The sequence below is a fragment of the Alkalicoccus chagannorensis DSM 18086 genome, assembly GCF_000429725.1.
Lineage (GTDB): Bacteria > Bacillota > Bacilli > Bacillales > Salisediminibacteriaceae > Alkalicoccus > Alkalicoccus chagannorensis.
Genome location: NZ_AUCK01000033.1, coordinates 24,686 through 44,362, shown reverse-complemented (window position 1 = coordinate 44,362; position 19,677 = coordinate 24,686). Strand labels below are relative to the sequence as shown.

22 protein-coding genes, 1 tRNA gene and 2 pseudogenes are annotated in these 19,677 nt (G+C 51.6%); 8 read left to right on the top strand and 17 right to left on the bottom strand.

Translation table 11 applies throughout. The features are described from left to right. The 3 genes and pseudogenes from G477_RS0114065 to G477_RS0114055 all read right to left on the bottom strand — a co-directional run. Nucleotides 1–200: pseudogene (locus G477_RS0114065) on the bottom strand (IS1634 family transposase); the annotation flags it as partial. 350 nt (nucleotides 201–550) lie between these two features. Continuing rightward, nucleotides 551–982 (bottom strand): GNAT family N-acetyltransferase, encoded by a 432-nt coding sequence (locus G477_RS0114060; RefSeq protein ID WP_035212081.1) that lies wholly within the window; start codon nucleotides 980–982, stop codon nucleotides 551–553. Next, nucleotides 979–1,497: a YjcG family protein gene (locus tag G477_RS0114055; RefSeq protein ID WP_026698481.1), complete on the bottom strand. Its 519-nt coding sequence runs from the start codon at nucleotides 1,495–1,497 to the stop codon at nucleotides 979–981. The genes G477_RS0114060 and G477_RS0114055 overlap by 4 nt, the downstream gene beginning before the upstream one ends. Nucleotides 1,498–1,641: 144 nt before the next feature. Here G477_RS0114055 and G477_RS0114050 point away from each other — a divergent pair, with 144 nt between their 5' ends. Next, a complete protein-coding gene (locus G477_RS0114050) occupies nucleotides 1,642–2,202 on the top strand; it encodes a phosphatidylglycerophosphatase A family protein (RefSeq protein ID WP_026698480.1) in 561 nt (186 codons plus the stop codon). Between the two features lie 347 nt (nucleotides 2,203–2,549). On the opposite strand, the gene G477_RS0114045 is transcribed toward G477_RS0114050, so the two are convergent. Further along, nucleotides 2,550–2,624, bottom strand: a tRNA-Val gene (locus G477_RS0114045). A 72-nt stretch (nucleotides 2,625–2,696) separates the two neighbouring features. After that, nucleotides 2,697–2,873, bottom strand: coding sequence for a hypothetical protein (locus G477_RS21405; RefSeq protein WP_170203890.1), 177 nt, complete (start codon nucleotides 2,871–2,873; stop codon nucleotides 2,697–2,699). A 135-nt stretch (nucleotides 2,874–3,008) separates the two neighbouring features. Between G477_RS21405 and G477_RS0114035 the strand changes: the two genes are divergently transcribed. After that, the gene (locus G477_RS0114035; protein WP_026698478.1) at nucleotides 3,009–3,242 is read left to right on the top strand and encodes a hypothetical protein; all 234 of its coding nucleotides are present in this window, start codon (nucleotides 3,009–3,011) and stop codon (nucleotides 3,240–3,242) included. A gap of 179 nt (nucleotides 3,243–3,421) precedes the next feature. Here the strand turns inward: G477_RS0114035 and G477_RS19725 are convergent, their stop codons facing one another. Then, nucleotides 3,422–3,763 (bottom strand): hypothetical protein, encoded by a 342-nt coding sequence (locus G477_RS19725; RefSeq protein WP_051288045.1) that lies wholly within the window; start codon nucleotides 3,761–3,763, stop codon nucleotides 3,422–3,424. A gap of 102 nt (nucleotides 3,764–3,865) precedes the next feature. On the opposite strand from G477_RS19725, the gene G477_RS19720 reads away from it, so the two are divergent. Together G477_RS19720 and G477_RS0114020 are read left to right on the top strand one after the other, a co-directional pair. After that, a complete protein-coding gene (locus tag G477_RS19720) occupies nucleotides 3,866–5,134 on the top strand; it encodes an MBL fold metallo-hydrolase (RefSeq protein ID WP_084406268.1) in 1,269 nt (422 codons plus the stop codon). After that, nucleotides 5,124–5,393: a DUF3006 family protein gene (locus G477_RS0114020; RefSeq protein WP_026698477.1), complete on the top strand. Its 270-nt coding sequence runs from the start codon at nucleotides 5,124–5,126 to the stop codon at nucleotides 5,391–5,393. Before G477_RS19720 ends, G477_RS0114020 begins: the two co-directional genes overlap by 11 nt. A gap of 185 nt (nucleotides 5,394–5,578) precedes the next feature. On the opposite strand, the gene G477_RS0114015 is transcribed toward G477_RS0114020, so the two are convergent. From G477_RS0114015 to G477_RS0113985, 7 genes are all read right to left on the bottom strand, one after another. Next, the gene (locus tag G477_RS0114015; protein ID WP_026698476.1) at nucleotides 5,579–6,112 is read right to left on the bottom strand and encodes a GNAT family N-acetyltransferase; all 534 of its coding nucleotides are present in this window, start codon (nucleotides 6,110–6,112) and stop codon (nucleotides 5,579–5,581) included. Continuing rightward, complete coding sequence (locus G477_RS0114010; protein ID WP_170203888.1) at nucleotides 6,109–7,209, bottom strand: DEAD/DEAH box helicase; 1,101 nt, start codon at nucleotides 7,207–7,209, stop codon at nucleotides 6,109–6,111. Before G477_RS0114010 ends, G477_RS0114015 begins: the two co-directional genes overlap by 4 nt. Nucleotides 7,210–7,664: 455 nt before the next feature. Next, nucleotides 7,665–7,799 (bottom strand): hypothetical protein, encoded by a 135-nt coding sequence (locus tag G477_RS21630; protein ID WP_281171163.1) that lies wholly within the window; start codon nucleotides 7,797–7,799, stop codon nucleotides 7,665–7,667. A 59-nt stretch (nucleotides 7,800–7,858) separates the two neighbouring features. Further along, nucleotides 7,859–8,863 (bottom strand): UDP-glucose 4-epimerase GalE, encoded by a 1,005-nt coding sequence (gene galE, locus G477_RS0114000; RefSeq protein ID WP_026698474.1) that lies wholly within the window; start codon nucleotides 8,861–8,863, stop codon nucleotides 7,859–7,861. A 137-nt stretch (nucleotides 8,864–9,000) separates the two neighbouring features. Continuing rightward, entirely contained in the window at nucleotides 9,001–9,201 is a 201-nt protein-coding gene (locus tag G477_RS0113995) for a cold-shock protein (RefSeq protein ID WP_026698473.1), read from the bottom strand. Between the two features lie 202 nt (nucleotides 9,202–9,403). Then, nucleotides 9,404–10,285, bottom strand: coding sequence for a DMT family transporter (locus tag G477_RS0113990; RefSeq protein WP_026698472.1), 882 nt, complete (start codon nucleotides 10,283–10,285; stop codon nucleotides 9,404–9,406). Between the two features lie 34 nt (nucleotides 10,286–10,319). Beyond that, entirely contained in the window at nucleotides 10,320–11,237 is a 918-nt protein-coding gene (locus G477_RS0113985) for an aldo/keto reductase (protein ID WP_026698471.1), read from the bottom strand. A 265-nt stretch (nucleotides 11,238–11,502) separates the two neighbouring features. Between G477_RS0113985 and G477_RS0113975 the strand changes: the two genes are divergently transcribed. Continuing rightward, complete coding sequence (locus G477_RS0113975) at nucleotides 11,503–11,685, top strand: hypothetical protein (RefSeq protein ID WP_026698469.1); 183 nt, start codon at nucleotides 11,503–11,505, stop codon at nucleotides 11,683–11,685. Nucleotide 11,686: 1 nt separating this feature from the next. Here the strand turns inward: G477_RS0113975 and G477_RS0113970 are convergent, their stop codons facing one another. Together G477_RS0113970 and G477_RS0113965 are read right to left on the bottom strand one after the other, a co-directional pair. Beyond that, nucleotides 11,687–13,477 carry a S9 family peptidase gene (locus G477_RS0113970; RefSeq protein ID WP_026698468.1) on the bottom strand — a complete coding sequence of 597 codons (1,791 nt, stop codon included), beginning with the start codon at nucleotides 13,475–13,477 and terminating at the stop codon, nucleotides 11,687–11,689. A 1-nt stretch (nucleotide 13,478) separates the two neighbouring features. Next, nucleotides 13,479–14,480, bottom strand: coding sequence for a zinc-binding dehydrogenase (locus G477_RS0113965; RefSeq protein WP_026698467.1), 1,002 nt, complete (start codon nucleotides 14,478–14,480; stop codon nucleotides 13,479–13,481). Nucleotides 14,481–14,587: 107 nt separating this feature from the next. Here G477_RS0113965 and G477_RS0113960 point away from each other — a divergent pair, with 107 nt between their 5' ends. Genes G477_RS0113960 through G477_RS0113950 form a run of 3 tightly spaced genes read left to right on the top strand, consistent with a single transcriptional unit; the run spans nucleotide 14,588 to nucleotide 16,117 of the window. Continuing rightward, nucleotides 14,588–14,893, top strand: a complete 306-nt coding sequence (locus tag G477_RS0113960; RefSeq protein WP_026698466.1) for a hypothetical protein — start codon at nucleotides 14,588–14,590, stop codon at nucleotides 14,891–14,893. Next, entirely contained in the window at nucleotides 14,886–15,377 is a 492-nt protein-coding gene (locus G477_RS0113955; RefSeq protein WP_026698465.1) for a DUF456 domain-containing protein, read from the top strand. The genes G477_RS0113960 and G477_RS0113955 overlap by 8 nt, the downstream gene beginning before the upstream one ends. A gap of 35 nt (nucleotides 15,378–15,412) precedes the next feature. Next, on the top strand, nucleotides 15,413–16,117 hold the full coding sequence (locus G477_RS0113950) for an MmcB family DNA repair protein (RefSeq protein WP_156897364.1): 705 nt from the start codon (nucleotides 15,413–15,415) through the stop codon (nucleotides 16,115–16,117). Nucleotides 16,118–16,508: 391 nt separating this feature from the next. On the opposite strand, the gene G477_RS20600 is transcribed toward G477_RS0113950, so the two are convergent. Together G477_RS20600 and G477_RS19710 are read right to left on the bottom strand one after the other, a co-directional pair. Further along, nucleotides 16,509–18,758, bottom strand: a complete 2,250-nt coding sequence (locus tag G477_RS20600) for a poly(ethylene terephthalate) hydrolase family protein (protein ID WP_051288042.1) — start codon at nucleotides 18,756–18,758, stop codon at nucleotides 16,509–16,511. A gap of 20 nt (nucleotides 18,759–18,778) precedes the next feature. Further along, a pseudogene (locus tag G477_RS19710) lies at nucleotides 18,779–19,318 on the bottom strand (peptide-methionine (S)-S-oxide reductase); the annotation flags it as partial. Nucleotides 19,319–19,677 lie beyond the last annotated feature (359 nt).

Sequence of the window (19,677 nt, the reverse complement as noted above, 5' to 3'; positions counted from 1 at the left end):
TAATCCTGCTTTTCTGCTCTCATGCGCTGGACTTTTGCTTCAATCTCTTCAAGTGCATGAGGGTTAGAGGCAAGCAGTTCCTCTTTATTACCGAAATTTTCGAGGACGCGCACCTTCGGTTTCTTCGTCTGAGGATCACGAAAGGATTCAATAATCCGGACGTATTCTTTGCCTCTTGATTGATAAACCTGCATGTTCATAAGATGCTCGCCTCCTTATAACAACCATAACATATATACATTCATAATACAATAATAAAAATAATAAATAAGCGGTAACCCTTACTGTCTCAAGGGTTACCGCTTATTTATTTCGATAAAACTGCAAAAGTCAGGACATACGAAGCCTGCCAGGCAGTGATCTGCCTGACAGGCTTCGTTGTATGCACGACTTTTTTTCTCCGCGACGCGCCTGACATCTGCGGCCAGTATCACAGGGCCCGGTCGGATTAGAACGACGGGTGCCACGGGCTTCCTGAAGGAAAAAACGTACCTCTTTCCTCCTGCGCATCGCGCAACGCCCTTTTCTAACATGACAACTTTCTTATGAACTAAGAAAGAGCAAGCTCCATCGAGACGTGGGGAATCCCCGCGTCGAGAAAAGGCTCTTCAGAAACGATACGGTAGCCGAGAGCTGTATAAAAGTCTGCAGCATGTGTCTGGGCATTCAATGCCATGACAGCAGCTCCCTGACGCACCGCTTCCCTTTCGATTTCTTTCATTAACAGCCTGCCGATCCCTCTGCCGCGATGAGATGGAAGAATACAGACTCGTTCCGCCTTCGCCAGCTTGTGATCCAATCTCATCCTGGCGGCACCGACGGCATGCCCTTCACTATATGCGATAAAGTGCGAGGCTTCTTCTTCTTTGTCATCAATTTCAATATGCTCCGGCACCTGCTGCTCATCGACAAACACCGTCTTTCTCATCCGGTATACATCCTCGTGTTCTACTGGTGTGACGGCCTTTTTTACCTCAATCATTCAGAAGACCCACTCAGAAGAAACGTTTGATACACCGTCCAGGTGCCGTTATCGAGCTGATACAGGAGCGAAAATCGGTCAATCATCTCTTCATGATGAATCGATTCCAGCTTCAGACGACCGAACACGTCCGAGAGTTCATCATAGTTCATTTCCTGTCCGATGGTAATATGAGGAACAAACGGATGCTCCTTCTTTTGTTCCAAAGGCCCTTCATTCAAGGACTGCTGGAGATCCAGCAGTTCTTTCGTCTCAGCAACTTTCATGTACAGGGTATTCGTTACAGGATAAAAACTGCTGTATTTCAATACTTCCAGTTTAAACGGACGACACGTTTCTGCTGCCTGACGTATATGGTTAATCATCTGCTCAAGTTCCTGGTCGTCCGCCGCAAAAGGTTCTTTCAGCGTTAAATGCGGGGGAACCATCGAATATTTTGTATCATAGCGTTTCCGGTAGGAATTTGCCAGGTCCTGAAGTTTTTTGGAAGGGAAAACTGCAATGCCATACTTCATCATTATCTGCCTCCTGCATTCATCATTGATTGATTTCATCATAATATACTTTCTCTAAGAATACAAAGCTCCTCTTAGAATCAGCTTGCTTCCGGGACTCAAGCCCCTGATTATGTTAATATGGACTAATAAGGAGTGATCATCTTGACACAAAAAGAACCTATTCATTCACACGTAGTGGAAAAAGCAGCCCGGGACCTTCTTGAAGAACGGGGTGTGGCCATCTCTGCAATCGCAGATATTGTTTACGAAATGCAGTCGGAATATAACGATTCCCTCACGAAAGAAGACTGTGTGGACAGTATCAATGCGGTACTGGAAAAAAGAGAAATCCAGCACGCTGTCCTTGTCGGCATCGAACTGGATAAACTTGCTGAGAAAAAAGAGCTTTCCGAACCGCTGCAATCCATCGTCGATTCCGATGAAGGCCTGTTCGGCGTAGACGAAACCATTGCTCTCGGATCAGTGTTTGGCTACGGAAGTATTGCCGTTACAACGTTTGGTTATCTCGACAAAGAAAAAATTGGTATTATACGGAAGTTGGACTCTAAAGACGGAGATGAGGTCCATACTTTCCTGGATGATCTCGTCTGCAGCATCGCAGCCAATGCATCGAGCCGCCTTGCTCATCGTCTGCGCGACCGCGCTGAAGAACTCGATGAGAAAGAAATTGAGCACCGCGATCACGAAGAGCGGATGGCCTGATACGCGGGCTTGCTCACCTGCAGGCTGCGGCCGGTTCAATACAACGACCGGATGAAGCCGCACGCGCCTTGCCCGGACCTCCCGGGTAACGCGATCGTTCGGCCCTCCTCACCAATCAACAAAGGCCCTCCCTTCAAGGGGACGGCCTTTTTATGTATTCATTTGTACAGCAGCTTCGTGCTTCGTACGAACGCCGACGGCCGACCAGTACAGGGATTCCACCTGCCCGCAGGAGCACGGCACGTTTCCGTTTTTTCCGCAGAAAACGGATCCGACTGCTTCTCTGAATGCGCGCGTGTGCCTAAAAAACCGCTGCGGCAGAGCGCAACGGTAACAATGTCATTATATGGTGATCCGTACTGGATTTGAACCAGTGACCCCTTGCCTGTCAAGCAAGTGCTCTCCCGCTGAGCTAACGGATCTTATAAACGTATCGGAACGACAATTATTAATATACCTGAATACTGTTCATGTGTCAACAGTATCCATGATATTTATTCATCATACGTGTAGCGGACGACGTAGCGGTCATTTTTCAGCCTTCGAATTTCGACAGATGGCCCGACCTCATAGCCGCCTCCCCAGTTATCCTCTATTTTTGCTTTCGTGCAGCTCGCCTGGAATTTCGACGAGAAGATTTGTTTAAAGTAAATCCATCGTGGCGTTCTCATAATTTCACCTCAAAAGAATGACTTTATATACAATATCACTAGGAAAGAAAATCTGCAAGCAGCGGTATTTGGATGATTAAGCAGCTACTGCACCGGGTAAAGAATGAGCAGAATCGAAAAGGAGGCAGGTACAAGATGAAATTTGATGAACTGAACGCGTCAAACAGCACGATTGTAGAAGTGGAAGGCATTGAATACCGCACGATCGAAAAGCCAAAGGTCTCCTCGACCGGTGACACGTATGAAGCACATGCGCTCGATCAGGAAGATAATAAGTATTATGTCGAGTGGGCAGTTGCAGACCCAGAAGCTGTCGATGAGGTAGATGCCTGTGAGTGGGATGAACCGATTCAGGTAAAGAAAGTATAACGCAGGCTGCCGGCTTCAGCCGCAGCCTAGACGCACGTACACGGAGGATCACGCCTGAAGTCAGGCGTGATTTTTTTATGCCGGCAGGCGGAAGCGCTCCAATCGGTGGATCCCACCCCTGCCGAAGGGAACAGGGAAGGCCTTTTCCTCTGTTGCCGGTACCGTATGCATGGAGACTGTTACTGGAATTTGTGTTTGTTTTTGTCGTAAGCGCTCCGGTCGAACGTCCAGAGCCTCTCTCCCCTTTTTTCCACGGCATAAATCAGTGTTGATTCGGCCGTCTCTTGCAAAAGTTTTTCGACTTCTGCTTCGGCTTTTTTTCCGCGGAATACCTTCTCGTTCAGCTCTTCTCTGCTGAATGTTTTTCCTTCCTGTTCACGTAAATAACTCAGCAGAGCGACTCGATGCTGCTGCTTCTTCTGCTCTTTCCATCTGCCCGTAAAGAGGTTTTTGATCGGGTCTGCTGCAAAGACCCCAAGCCCGACCCCGAACAGAACGAGAAATAGATCATATAACCACACGAGGGTCCCTCCCTTTTTTTCAGCACCTGGTGCTCTCTTGCCTATGATACAATTTTCATATAACAAGAACAATGGCCGAAACCGATAGAACGGGGGATCGCAATGAGAAAAGAGACAACGCTCTGCCTGGTGCTGATGATGGCAGCCTGCGGATCAGCGGAAGAGAACGGGGAATCTCCAGGCAGCCAGAAGGTGGAGGAAACGCCGCAGCAAAATACCGATGACGACAATGAGGACGACGAGGAAGCCGTCAGCGAAGGAAATCTGCCGGATACGAACGACAATGCCGATCAACAGGACGGAGATCAGGGAAACGCCGATCCTTCCGAAGCGGATGACCCTGCAGATGCACACGCGTCTCTGGAAGTGCACTTTATCGATGCCGGTCAGGCCGATGCTACGCTGTTTATCATGGAGGACGGCACCGGAGATCCTCTTCACCTTCTCCTGGATGCCGGTCACTGGCAGGACCTTCTTGTTGTGGAATACCTCGACGGCCTTGGGATTGAGCATCTGGATGTACTGGCTTCCACCCACCCGCACGCCGATCACATCGGTCAAATGGATAGTATCCTTGGATCGATAGACGTGGGCGAAGTTTGGATGTCCGGGGATGAACATGACACACAGACATTTGCGAAGACCGTAGATGCGGTGGAAGCTTCCGGAGTCCGGTATGAGGAGCCGAGACGAGGAGATGTGTTTGATTTAGGACCGCTTACTGTCAATATCCTTCATCCAGAACGGGTCACTGGTGATTTTCACGAGGGGTCTCTTGCCGCATCTTTCACTTTTGGAAATCATACGCTGCTGTTTACTGGTGATGCAGAAGCACCATCGGAAGTAGACATGCTGGAGGCGGATCTCGATCTGGAGGCAGATGTGCTTCAGCTTGGGCACCACGGCTCCTCTACTTCCACGATCCCGTCTTTTCTGGAAGCAGTCGATCCTGCTGCCGCTGTCGCATCAGCGGGTGTCGACAATCAGTATGGCCATCCGCATGAGGAGGTGCTAGACCTTTTGCAGGAGCATCGCGTCGATGTCTACGGAACCTACAGCCACGGCACCATCGTCATGCGCTCAGACGGTGATGTACTGGATGTTGAAACGGAGCGCAGCGGCGACGCATGGAAGGCTGCCCAAGGAGACAGTCAGGCCGGCGGAGACGGCCGCCACGCAGAAGGATGCATCTCCTTGAATGATGCAGATGCGGACGAACTGGAGGATATTCTTCATATCGGTCCTGCCCGTGCAGAAGAGATCATCGCTGGTCGCGGCTGGGATGCTGTCGAGCAGCTGACAAAGATTGACGGTATTGGTGATCAGACCATCGAGGAGATCCTGGAAGAAGGTGCCGCCTGTGTCGAATAAGGATGTGCAGGCCGAAATTGACCGGTTTGAAGAAGGAATGGCGGTCATTCTATCGCACGAACATGGGGAGGAATGGCTCGTGCCGGAGACAGCATTACCTGCCGAGCTGACCGGTTCGCAGGTATGGATCACGCTTGAGGATGGACAAATCACTTCGATCAGGCCAGACCCTGAAGCATCCAGCCTCAAAAAGCACCAAAATGCCGCAGCCATGAAGCGGCTGCGGCAGCGGGAGGGCAGCCGCTGGAAGCGGCGCTGATGTGCCTGGCCCGCTGCTATTCCTGCGGCATCCCTCCTGATTCTCTTCTTATACTTCGTCCACGACGGGAAGCTGCTGCGCCTGTCCCGTGCCGTTTCTAACCGATCTGTCCGCGGGCGCAGAAAGCGGCCCAGCTCCGACTGCGGCCAGGAGCTGCTTTCCGATACGACTCCTCTGCGTCCTTGTCAGTGAGAAGTCGGAATCAGCCTTGTGAGGTCTTCCCATCCATACGCTGTCTGCTGATAGGACCGCCCTGCAATGGTAATAGGTGCTTCATAGACCGGATCGCCTTCCATTCGTTCAAAGAAGTGTCGTTCCCGCTGATCAGAAAGTACCCACAAGCCGGCTCGTCGGTGCTGTTTATCACGGAGATGAGAGAAACCAGCCTCGAGCAGCACCCTGCCGATCCCCTGTTTCTTCCAGTCCGGATGCACGTAGATTCCATAAATCTCCCCGGAATAACGCATGCGGAGCCTTGCATCTTTGGTCGTTCCAGCGAGAACAAAACCGGCAATCTGATTTCCTGCCTCATAGACAAACAGATTCGTACCACCGGAGACCGCCTGCTCCATCTGCTTTTTCCATCGGACAGTACGCTCCTCTGTGGTCCAGGACGCGGCTGTTGCAGGAGGCAGTAGGCCTTCATATGTGTCCTGCCAGTTTGCTGCCTGCACCGCCGCAATGGCCTCTGCGTCTTCAATCACCGCCTGTCGGATCATGGTTTTCCCTCCAGTACAAGTGCTCCCTGCTTTAATATTCCCTTCTGCAGAGGAATATGAAGCGATGTCGTCATCTGCTCCAGGCGCTCTTTTTCTCCCTCCGTCACGATGGAGACCACTGTCCCTGTATTACCGGCACGTGCGGTGCGTCCCGCACGGTGGATATACTGCTTGAGATCGTTTGCCGTATCCATCTGCACGACGAACGAGAGATCCGGCAGATCGAGGCCGCGTGAGGCCACATCGGTCGCGAGCAGGACGGACACCTCCCCGCTTCGTACGGATTTGATTGCCTTCTCCCTGTCTTCACGGGATGTCTCTGCATGAAGCACTGCGGCTGCACGTTTTTTGCCTTCCTGTCTCCCTGCGAGTTTTTCCAATTCGAACCGGTCATTGCTGAATACAATACCACGGAATCCTTCCACTGCGGTGAGACGAAGCAGCATATTTCCTTTTTCCCGCAGCGGCGCTTCGATATAGACATGGGTCATGGATTCAAGAAATGCCTGATCGGGCTCAATGCGGATGATTTTCGGATCATCGAGCTTTTCTGCCGCCAGCTTTTCCACCCTAGGCGGAATCGTCGCGGATACAATCATCTTCCTGCAGTCCCGCTGGACGGACTTCATCAAGTTTTCGGTACTCTCGATATGCTCAGGAGCAAACAGCTGGTCCGCCTCATCCAGAATGAGGGACTGTACTTGATGCATTTTTAATTTCCGGCTGCTGATGTGTTCCATGAGACGACCAGGCGTTCCCACAATGACAGCCGGTTTTTTCTTCAATTTTTCCTGCTGTCGTTTGACGTTGGCTCCCCCAATCATGGCTGCGCTTGTCAGGGTGCTGTCTGCAGACCATGCCTGAACTTCCTGCAGTACCTGCATCGCGAGCTCTCTCGTCGAGACGGCTATCACTACCTGCGTCTGCTTTAACGCCGGATCTGCATCTTTGAGTGCCGGCAGGAGATAGGCAAGCGTCTTCCCGGATCCGGTTGGTGCCTCCACGATCAGCTGCCGGCCTTCAAAAGCTTCGGGCAGCACTTCTTTCTGGACCCTCGTCCAGTCTGTAAATTCATGTTTCTCCCAAGCTGTCTGCAAAAATGCAGGCAGCGTTTCTATGATACTGTTCATCTATAATGACAGAGACGACGTGTTGGCTGCCTTCTCTGTCTGCCCCCCTTCTTGAAACAAACGTTATGTTTTCATTGTATCTTATTGGTCCTTTTGGCAAAAGCCTCACGTAAAAAGTGCGGCCTGCCCATTCTTGTTGATAACACGTTATCTATGTCGACAACATGAAAAAAGGAACTGCCTTCACAGCTCCTCCACTCGGACATTCCGCCGTCAGGACAGTACATTACCGCCAGCGCTACGTCCAGTGCCAAATCATGTACCGATACTCGTGTCCGCCCGCGTGCTCCACGGACTTCTCCTCAGCCTCAGCATGATCCGGCTATTTTCTTTTTAACCGGAAGACAGCGCATCCAGCTCCCGCATGACGAGCAGAAGGCTGCCGACGGTGAGACCTGCTCGTTCCGTCTATGGGGTCATCGTCAGTGGAGCGGCTCCCGCGCATCCTCGGTTTCTTCATCTGGATCCGGGTAATAAACAGGTGCGCCTTCGTAAATCATGTCGTCCGATGCTGCATTCTCTCTTTCCTCAGGAAGCAGAACATTCCGTCGTTTCACGATCAACACCTCCTTACTACCATTATACCCGTTGTGCGCAAATAAAACGCTTTCAGCGCCTATACTTCCCCGATTGATTTTTTCCATTGCCATAAATCTCTGCACATATCCTCTAGACTGCGTGCTGCGCGCCAGTTCATGTGTTGTTCGGCGCGGCTCACGTCGGCCACGCTGACTGCTGCGTCACCTCTGCGCCGCGGCTCAAAGCGGAATGGAATTGTCCGGCCGGAGACTTTTTCCATCATCGTTTTCATATCAAGGACGCTCGCACCGGTCCCAGTCCCGATGTTGAATAAGTGACAGCCGGGATGATCCTCCAGGTACTGCAGCGCTGCCGTATGGCCTTCCGCCACGTCGCACACATGGACATAATCCCGTACCGCCGTCCCGTCATGCGTATCATAGTCGTTTCCGAAAATGCGCAGATATGGAAGGTCTCCGCGCAGCACCTGCATCAGCACTGGTGCCAGGTTTCCAGGTTTTGTTCTCGGATTCTCGCCGATCAACCGGCTGGGATGTGCCCCGACCGGATTAAAATAGCGGAGCACCGCTATACGCCAATCTGGATCCGCTGCCGCCTCATCCTGCAGCACCTGCTCGACCATCAGCTTGGATCGACCATAAGGGTTGAACGGAACAGCTGGTGCTGTCTCAGCAGCTGGTACGGGTGCCTCTGTCCCGTAAATCGTGGCGGATGAACTAAAAATCAAGCGGTTTACGCCAGTCTTTTTCATGGCACGAATCAGATGAATCGATGCAGCCATATTATGCTCATAATACGCCAAGGGCTGTTCTAACGATTCCTCTACTGATTTTCTGCCGGCAAAATGAATGACCGCCTCTGGTCGTTCCTCTTCCAGCATACGTTCGACGTCCTGCTGGTAACGAAAATCCACCTGCACGGATTTTACTTCCCCGCCGGATGCAGCAGCTATCCGTTCCGGTATCTCTGTACTGGACGTGCTGAAGTTATCCGCCACAATAGGCGCAAAGCCTTTTTCCACAAGAGCGGCTGCTGTATGACTGCCGATAAACCCCGCACCGCCTGTAACCAGAACTCTCATCTTCTCCACCTCCGCCGGTTCTATACAGGACCGCGGCCGCAGTCCCGAGTCGAACGAAACGGACAGCGGCCGCCAAGCCCCTCTTTCACGCACGAAAAAGCTCCCGGGCGGTAAGCCGGGAGCTTTTACAAGTACAATTACTGCTTCTGTACGTTAGCAGCCTGGGGTCCACGCTGACCCTGCTCGATTTCAAAAGAGACAGTTTGTCCTTCTTCGAGAGTCTTGAAGCCTTCTTCCTGAATAGCGGAGAAGTGAACGAATACGTCGTCCTGTCCTTCAACCTCGATGAAACCGAAACCTTTTTCTGCGTTGAACCACTTTACTGTACCTTCAGTCATGCATAATCCTCCTGCGCGGAATTACATACCGCTAAATATTACTTGTTGAGAGTCTTTCTTCAAATCGTGCAAGAGGAACTTTCTCAAGTTCGCCTTCTTACTTTCATTTCCGGACCTCAATAAGCTAATTCTTAGTATAGTACAGCAAATTAAAAAATGCTACCCCTTTTTCGAAATCAACTGCACTTTTTTCTGATTCTGTCTACCCTTTTCCTGAATGAAGTGTCGACATCATGACACCAGCAATTAACACTCCCGCCCCAATAATTTGAGGAGAAGAAACCGGTTCCTGGAGCAGAAGGACCGAGCCGGCAATCGTGAAGACGGGAAGCAGATTCAAAAAGATCGAGGACCTGCCTGCGCCGAGTGCGGCAACCGCCTTATTAAACAAAAACAGCGCCACCACAGAGGGAAAAATGCCGAGATACAGCAGCCCGCTTATTTCATTCAGCGTAAATGGCACGGGTACACCCCCGAGCGACCATTCTACAGCGATAAACGGCAGCAGCATAAGAATAGATAAAAAGTTCATCAAAAAAAGCGCTGCAAGCGAGGGAAACAGATGCATGTATTTTCTTACGAGAAGGGAATAGGCGGTCCAGCAGATGACGGCACCAGACATGAGGATATCTCCCGGATTCCATTCCATCGTCAACAGTGTATCTATGCGTCCCTCTGTGATCACAAACAGGGCGCCAAAAAAAGAGATCGACGCTCCTGTCCACTGCCTCGCTTTCAAAGGTTCATGTAACAATAGAAAAGCTGCGATGACCGTGACTGCTGGAATCAACGTTTCCAATACAGCGACGTTTGCCGCTGTTGTATATTGAAGAGATCCGTAAATGAACGTATTAAAAAAAGTAACCCCTGCTGCGGTCATCCAGAAAAACGGCCACCTGTACGTCCAGAATAACCCTCGGTGCCTCCAGGCAGCCGGGGCGAAAGGAAGCAGGAGCAGAAAAGCAAGCAGGAGTCTTGTGTAGGCAATCGTAAAGGGCGGCAGTTCATTGAGCGCTCTGCCGACAAGAATATTGCCTGCGTAGAACATGGTCACCAGAATCATGAAGAAGCTGCCTTTCAGCATGCATCCCTTCCTCCTTTCCATTCAACCATGTTCATTATGGGAGTTTATTTCCGGCTGCCTGGTAAAGCATGTACCAGTCTTTTCTCGTTAATGTTATCTGTGCTGCTTCCGCCGTTCTCTGAATACGGCTCGTGTTCATCGATCCGATGACGGTCTGTGCTTTCATCGGAAGCCGGAGAATCCATGCTGCAGCGACTGCCTCCTTGGAAGTATTATACTTCTCGGCCATGTCGGACAGTGCTTTGTTTATCTCCGGAAATGCAGGCTGATCAATAAATGGCCCTTCGATCATGCCATGCTGGAACGGAGACCACGCCTGAAGCGTCATGTCCTGCTCCCTCATGTATTCCAGCGTTCCCCCATCCCGCTGAACGGCTCCATCCCAGTGCATGTTCACTTGAAGGCCGGCGTCGATCATCGGTGTGTGAAGAAGGCTGAGCTGCATTTGATTGACGGCGATCGGCCGATCCATCCCGCTCTGCAGGAGGCGGATCTGTCCTGGGTTCATGTTGCTGACCCCTACATTGCGTACCTTCCCGCTTTGAAACAGCTGATCGAATGCACGCCCTGTTTCCTCCGGTTCCATGAGCACATCCGGGCGGTGAAGAAGAAGAACATCAAGGTAGTCTGTTCCGAGCCGCTGCAGCACTGCGTCAACGGAAGACAAAATATGTTCCTCTGAAAAGTCGAAAAACCCTTCTCTAATGCCGCATTTGGACTGGATGATCATGTTTTCACGCTGACTCCCGTGAAGCGGCACGGCTCTGCCGAAAACGCGCTCTGCCTCCCCGCCTCCATAAATATCAGCGTGGTCAAAAACATTGATACCGGCTTCGAGGCTCGTTTTGATGACTCGTTCCGCTTCAGTGGTATCCAGGCTGCTCATTCTCATGCATCCGAGCGCGACGGGCCCGGCCTCCAGACCGGAATAAGGTACCGTCCATTTCTCCATGTGAATCTCTCCTTGTATCGTGATTTGTTTGATCGGCCTGCAGGACAGTCGACGATGTTGGTTCGCTGCATTCCAGCATCAGTAAATTTCCAGCGCAGGCTGCTCAGGAAACAGAGGTCTTCCGACGTCCTCCGCTTCTGCACTGCTTGTTATGTAGCTGCCTCTCTTTCGTCTGATGGGCTGCTGCTCCTTGACGAAAAGGAGAACCCGCGCCCCCCCTCTCCATGGTACAATAGCCGGAAAGCTGAACAGGGAGGGATGATTCATGGAGAACCGCTACCACTGCTGTGCAACGTGCGAACATTTTCATGCAGCAAAAGGAGACGCGGGGATGGTATATCACTGCATCCGGCTCGGATATGAAACCAGACCGGAATACAAATTCAACTGCTGGGAACCTAGAGAAGCCATTCGAAAAAAATTAGCCGAAGAACAGGAACGCAGCTGAATCATTCTTCGGAAGACTGCTGATGTTCACGCAGAAAGCCAAGTATGCGCTTGTAGACCTTCACTTCGTTTTCTTTTTTCGAGAAACCGTGGCCCTCATCGTCGAGAACGAGATAGTCTACTTTCGTTCCTTGTCTTTTCAATGCGTCCGCGATCTGATCGGACTCTTCTTTAACCACTCTTGGATCATTAGCTCCTTGAATAATGAGCATCGGCTGCTGCATCGACGACAGGTACGTCACGGGGGAATCACGCTGCAGCCGCGCTTCATCTTTGACAGGGTCACCGAGCCAGCTCGCCATGACAGGCTTCCAATGGTCTGGGACGGATTCGATGAACGTAAAGAGATTGGATACGCCGAAAATATCCACGACAGCCCGGAAATAGCCGCTGTGACGCCCTGCAAGCAGCAGTGCCATATAGCCTCCGTAAGATCCGCCGATTAAAAACAGGCGCCCCGGATCGCAGTAACCTTGGTCGAAAAGCCATTCAATCCCTGCAACACAGTCTTTTCTCGGGCCGCCTCCCCAGTCCTGTTCCACCAGCTTCATAAAGGATGCCCCATATCCCGTACTGCCTCGGAAGTTCGGGGCAAAAATCGAGTACCCTTCGTTTAAAAAACACTGGAAAACCGCACGGTACTGGCTGCGTTCCGCTGCCTGCGGGCCGCCGTGCGGCCAGAAAATGACATGGCCGTTGTCCGCATCGGCAGGCGCCTGAAACCAGAGTGCCTCTATCTTCCGTCCGTCAAAACTTTCGTACTGCACCGTTTTCGGTGCGGTCAGCTGCTCTTCTTTCATTCCCGGCACTTCATTTTTAGTGATTTTCTTCCATGTGCCTCGTTCATATTTATAGATATTCACCGGGTCGACTGCTTTCATCCCGAGCACATAAACAGCGCCGCTTTTCGCGAGACTGATCTGTTCGATGACATCCACCGGGGCTTCCAGCTGTTCCACTGAGCCATCCCGGCTCCGAAGATACAGATAATCCCGCACACCTTTGGATGTTTGAATGAGCAGGCTGCCGGATTCCTCGTGCCATTTCAACTGTTCTACATTTTCTCCAGAAAGCTGCATGACTCTTTTCCTAGTCCCTTGATGAAGATCAATGTACCAGAGGTCATGGAACTCTCCTCCTTCGTTGGACGTCATGTAGAGGGCATCGTTTGATACAAAGACAGCATCCCCCGTACTGTGAACACCCTCCGGATTCATGCTGAGCGGCTTTCTCACATCGCCATGCACGACGTAGGCAGGCAGATGCGAATTGGACCGGAGTTCGGTCACAGCGGTTTTTTGACCGTCGGGGCTGACAGCTTTGATAAACGTCGCACCCTCTGCACCTTCAAACAGCTTCTCTGTTTCGCCGGTGAAGATATTTTTTCTGAAACCCGACAGGACGGCTGCTTGTTCCTTGTTGGAGGCGAAATACACATCGCCACTGCTGCGGATTTCATGAACGAAATGTTTTTCCCCTTCCTCCGTGTCAAAAAGAAGGGAAGGCGATCCGCCTTCCGGCGGCAGTGCATAGAGCTGATAATTCTCATCACCATCATCATCCAATGCTGCCGCCGTGAAGCGCCCTTCTGGATCCGGCTGAATAAACGAAGCAGACTGACCGGTGGCGCCGTATAAATAAGGAAACCCATCCGGGAGATCGAGAGCCCAGATGTTCATGGTCCCATTCATGTTGGTGTTGAAGTACAGCCGGGTTTCATCGTCTGAAACGGCAAACTGCGTAATCTGGTACGTGCGGAAAAATTGATTGACGGATGCCGGTGGGAACTGCATGTCAAACCTCCTCTGAGACGGTTATGCTGATTTTACCAAACTGAAGCCCGTCTTCCAGACGCTGCAGGGCTTCTTTAATCTGTTCAAGCGGCACGGTACTGTCGAGACCCGGCCGGATATTGTGTTTACTGACGAAAGCAAGCATCTGATGAAATTCTTCGTGGCTTCCCATGGTGCTGCCAATCAGTTCATACTGTCCGTAAAAAAACGACCGCAGATGAAAATCCACCGTGTCTCCTGTAGAAGAACCGAAGATCACCATTCTGCCACCCTTCTTCAGCAGATCCATGGATTTTTGAAACGTCGCAGCGCCGACGGCATCAATAATGAGGTCAGCCTGCCTGCCCTCCAGTTCGTCCTGCCAGTTTCCGGAAGAATCGACAGCAGCATCCGCCCCCAATGCAAGCGCTCTGCGCCGTTTTTCTTTTGAACGCGACGATGTGAACACTTCCGCGCCCGTCTTTTTCGCAAAAGGAATTAAAAAACCTGCCGTTCCACTGCCGGCTCCAGGAATGAAGACGGTATCGGATGATTGCAGGCGGCCTTTCGTGAAAAGGGCTCGAAACGCCGTTAATGCGGCAAGAGACAGAACGCCTGCCTCCTCCCAGCTGAGATGGGGAGGTTTTAATTCAACATGAGCGGCCGGCACGGTGACATATTCAGCAAAAGTGCCGTGGCCCGGATAACCGAGCAGATGAAAGGAATCAGGCGGTGCCGGAGTATTCTCCTCCCACCCGAGTCCCGGGTTGATAATTACTTCATCTCCCGGCTGGAATGCCTCGACATCACCTCCGCAGGCGTCCACGATGCCTGCACCGTCGGAACCTGGGATGACGGGTTCTTTGTTTCCTTTATTCCTATGGGGAATGAATAAATCTCTATGATTGAGCCCAGCCTGAACCACCTTGATCCTGATTTCATTGTCTTCGGGCTCAGGGACAGGCATGTCTGACAGTTCCAATGCGTCAAGACTTCCACCGCCTCGATCTACAAGCGCTTTCATGAAATGTTCCTCCTTTCGAAAAATCAGTTGTATTGTTAGGATTATGGACGTGATTTCCATTATACTATACTCATGGCTCTTATCATATTGTGAAGGGAGAGACGCACATGCTGCTCCGTCCTGAACAGCTTCCTTCCCAGGAGCGGGCAACACTGCTGCAGCTGCAACGGCTTCCTTCCGGGGATAAACAGTTGTTGTGGCAGCTGCTCCTTCATACAAATAAGGATCATGTCTGTACAATTAAACAGATCACGCCGGGTATTACGAGACTCGAGGACGCAGGGCTGATCTCGAGAAATACGGCTTACCAGAACCGCGGGACCTACAGCTATTATGTGTTGCGAAATGCTCCTCATCTAATGAAAAAACTGCACGCATCTGCGCAAAAGAAAGGAGGTCTGTCCGATGCTTGATATTCTTGTATGGGCCATCATATCTGTCTTATTCGTTCTGAGCTTTATCGGCCTGCTCTATCCAATTATTCCATCTGTCCTCGTCATCTGGGGCGGTGTCATTCTCTACGCGCTGCTGATTGACGGCGGTGCTGTCAGCTGGTGGACATGGCTGTCTTTTGCTGTACTCACCATTGTCCTTTTCGTGGCTGATTATATCGCCGGGATGTTTTTCGTCAAGAAGTACGGCTCCACAAAGCATGGAATGACAGCTGCTACGGTGGGACTCATTTTCGGTGCCTTTATCATCCCGCCGTTCGGGATTCTCGTCCTTCCGTTTCTACTTGTCTTTCTGACAGAACTTGTCCAGCAGCGTACACCCCGGGAGGCAGCGAAAACCGCATTCGGCTCTATCCTCGGGTTTCTCGCCGGAACCTTTGCTAAAGCCTTAATCCAAGCGCTTCTCATCGGTATTTTTCTCGTGGATGTATTTTTCTTTACGTAACCGATCTCCAATAAGGAAAGGACCGATTGCCGGCCATGGAACAGCACCAGCACCAGTTTTTAAAAATGCAGGCCCTTCACTGGCTGAAGCATAAGATGACAGATCTCTGCGCGGTGGAAGTGAAATACTCGTGCAGAAGAAAAAAACGGACGGCGGACGCCGTCGGGATCAGCTTCCGCAGAAGAGAAGCACGGATCATTGAAGTGAAAACCTCCCGCCAGGATTATTTCCGGGACGACGTCATCGCTTCTCCCTCGGGGTATGCCGCCGTAGCAGATTATGCTTATATCCTCACGCCGGCAGGGATGCTCAAAAAAGAGGAGCTCCCTGCCGGCTACGGGGTCATGGAAGCGGACGAATACGGAAAGATTACGATCGTTAAAAATCCGACCAGAAACAAAAAACCGGCGCTGAAACTCGATACGCTGGTGCGGAGAACTTCCCGGGCGGCGACCAATGCGCATTTGTTTCAGGAAGAGAACAAGCTGTCGAAAGGCCATCAAGAGACCGCGTACAGCCGAAGTCCGGTGATTCAAATGATCCGGGCTACGTGTCCATCCTGCAGAAAACGTCATCCCTACGTCATTCATCCCGGGCAGAACACGGTGAGATGCCGGGGGAAAAGCTGCAAGACGGAAGTCGAACTTGCCAGAGCCCGTATGACGATTGTCAGCCAATACAACGGCACTTTCATAAAAGAGATGAATGCCATCTATGGGGATATTTCCGAAGAAGACTAAATCAACATGCCAGTGGACGAAGTCGGACTACACCTGCCGGCCCGTTCATAGCGGACGTCCGCATCGGGACAGCAGGGTATTCAGCAGAGCCTGAAGATCGTTTACAATGATGGAGGCCAGAGGACGCAGCGCAAAGCGGTCGAGAAGGAGAAGGCATTTACCGCTTTGCTCCTTCATCCATGAACAAAAGCGCGCAGCACCTTTTGGTCGGGACGACGTATGCCGCAGGCTTGTTGAGACGAAGAAGGATCTTTTTACTTCCCGCGCAGCGTTAGAACGTATACATGCTTGTCACCCAACGGAAAAGCAGACCGGCCGCATGCGGCCGGTCTGCTTTCGTTTATCTTTCTTTGGTCGGTGCCCTGCATGCTTCGAGTGCAGAACCGGACGGCTAAGGCCGCTCAAAACCAATATCGTCCATCATAATCCTGCCGGGGCCGCTGCCCCAGTTCCACGAAATGGACTCCAGGTTCTGCATATCCACTTCGTCGTCAAAGAGAGATACGGGGACCAGCATCGTCTGGTAGATTTGTTCCACCGGGTTCTCGTACTTCCCTTCCCGGAATTCTGCTTCCAGCTGCGGATACCGTGTAAACTGGGTCCATACTGCTTCAGGTATTTCATACATGCTGTTGATATCCACCTGCTCGGATCCACCGTCCCGAAACGTAAATTCAAGTTCCAGAGAAGGGGTCGTATCTCCTTGTGCCGGTTCGGGAAGAAGATGATCCAGCTGGGCCAGAGTAAACGAAAAGGCCTCTACGTCTTCCTCAAAGTAGGAAGACGCATAATTCTCAGGAAGCTGCAGCGTATAGGTGCCTTCGTCCTCCCATTCCATCAGCACACCATCCGGCGCCTTTCGATTCCCGGCCCTGTCGACCGTAGACGCTTTTTCCCATTCGGTAAACCCTTCTCCTTCAGCAGTTACCCCTTCCGGAAACGTTTCTTTTTCATTCGAGCGGTTAAACGTCACGAGCGGACTGTAGCTGCTCGTTTTGAACCGATGCACATAGGTGGATGAAGGAAGCCACTCTTCTCCATGTCTGATATCTTCAAAAAGAGGCAGATACGCCGTTTCTCCTCGCAGCGTCGTCTCCAGAAATGCTGTCACCAGCACATTCGTCAACCGCTGCTGGTCTTCCGGTGCCATCATCTGCTCCCGGCTCAAAAACATATCACCGGGCATACTCATATCTGCACGCCCCCAAGAAGTATTGAACTGACTGTGATTCGCATCGGCAATGTAAATAGAAGAGAGAAGGCGTCCGCTGTCCGGCTCCAGGGAAATGCGGCTGAACTGCCGGTCACCACGGAAGTTGTGGACGTCTCCATCCCTTGCTCCGTGAAGGGTCAGATAATCAATGTTCTCTGGTGCCGGTCGCATATCATCGACTTCCTGGTCCGTCGGTGCCAGGCCGATGACACGGCTCGCATCGATGTTCTCCATCCCTTCCAGCGTAGGATCGTCCTGGAAGAACCGTTCATAGTCCGGTACCATCGCTGCCGCCTGACCGCCCCTCGAGTGGCCGATAAGTGCAGCACTCGTTAAATCTAAACTGCCTGCAAGCGGATGGTTCTCATCTTCGCTGTAGCGTTCCAGTTCAAGGAGATGCTGCATAAAGAGCCACGCCCGCAGTTTCATGTTCTCATTTGGACTGCCGGTCCAGTTGGAATAGTTGATGAAATTCTGATCAATCGACACGGCCGCGTACCCGTGCGAGGCCAGGTGCTCTCCGAGATAGGCATAGCCATCGTCTGAAAAGCTCTCCATTCGGTGATTCCCGTGTGTTATCAGAACGACGGGGAAGGGACCTTCTGTCTCAGGAAGCCACATTTCTCCGTTCAAAGGCAGGTTTTCATCCGTAAAACCCCAATACTCGGTACGCCATCCTTCCCACTCTCCCTCTCCAAAAAGATGGGACGCGTTGACGGAGGTGGAAGTAATATCGGTTTCGTCAGCGAAGTGATCACGGTGCAGGTCTTCTCCGCTGCCATAATAGACTGTTTCTACTTCATAAGGACCTGTCGCACCGGGATCTTCCGCCGAAAGCGGAGTAATGTAGTCGTCTTCGTTCAGCTCATGTCCGCTGTTATGCTCTGCAATCGTCGGATGATAAGCAAAAAGCAGAATGAACCAGAAAACGGGAATAGCTGCGGCAGCCAGCCGTTTCCACAACACCATCCGACTGACCGCCAGATGAAATACCGCTCCCAGCATATAGGCGCTGATGATAAACACGCCCGTCATGACCGTCGTAAAAAACACCCCGAAACCCGCTTCATCCTGTATGTAAAAAACGAGCAGAGCCGTATAGGCCGAAGCGCTCAGAATGATGCGTGGCAGCGGTATATAGAGTAACGACAGTAAGTAGGATGCGGTAAAAATGAACGCTGCGGAAATGCCCGCGTTCGCGGTCATATAAATAAGGACATCCAGAAAAGTCCCGAGACCTGTCGGATTGGAGAGAGCTCCAATCCATGCTGCGGCAAAGCCAGCGAGTATCATGGCCGCAGCAACACCTTCCAGACCTCTATCCCATGCAGGAATTTTTATAAAACGTTCCTGCCACCAAGCTGCGAACTGCTGCAGCGGCCGCCGCTTCACCTGCGGCAGTTCGTGTTCCGTTTCCTGATCCGTCATGAACCTGCTCCTCCTTCAACCTACCACCTGATCTGCCCCAGCAGTTTTTCAGACGGAAATTCTTCTTTGATCTCCTGCATTGACATCCAGCCCCCTGCCAGAGCATTCAGCCGTGCACAAAGCGTGGAATCTCGAACGTCGCTCTCATTCATTTCCAGATATATCGGCTTCATTGCACGTTTGTGCCGCTTCAGCATATATTTCTGATGATAATCTTCGGCGGTTGTAAAGCCGGAAAAAGGTTCGATTCTCGTATCAATCGGATGCCCTTTTTTCTCTTCCCATTCGCTTTTTTTCTCTTCCATGATCTGCTTTTCCATTTCATCGCTGTACAAAAGCAGGGACGCATACTGATTTCCCCGGATCGGGTGATTCTTTCCGCTGTGCTGCTCCCAGAACAAGTCAAGCAATGCTTCCAGACGGATGATCTCGGACTCGTATTCTACTTCCAGACACTCGGTGTGGTCCCCCATACGCTTGTAGACCGGATTGGAGGTTGTTCCTCCTGCGTACCCGGCTGTCGTTCGGATGACTCCTTTTTCACGGCCGTACCGGCCGTCAGGTCCCCAGAATCAACCAAGTCCCATCGTTATTGTTTTCACTGCCATAGAAGCGACACCTCCTTCATACGTCTATTATACGCTGTGAAACACCTTGAAAAAAAGATTTTTTATTCTTATTCCCTCCGGCCAATGAAAGCAAACACCCTGGAGGAAAAGCAGTGCAGTCCTCTTGCAAACCTGCCGCAGCGATCGAAGCGCCTTGAGCATTCGCATCCGGTGTGTCGGAGGGTCATGAGGGCATCGCATGCCTGTCACAGGATACAGGTCGTCAACTGCTGTCGTGCCTTCCGGGAGAGACGCCGGTTTAATGAAGCACCGTCCGAAACTCCACCCAGCGTGAGGAGCATTGCGGGCAG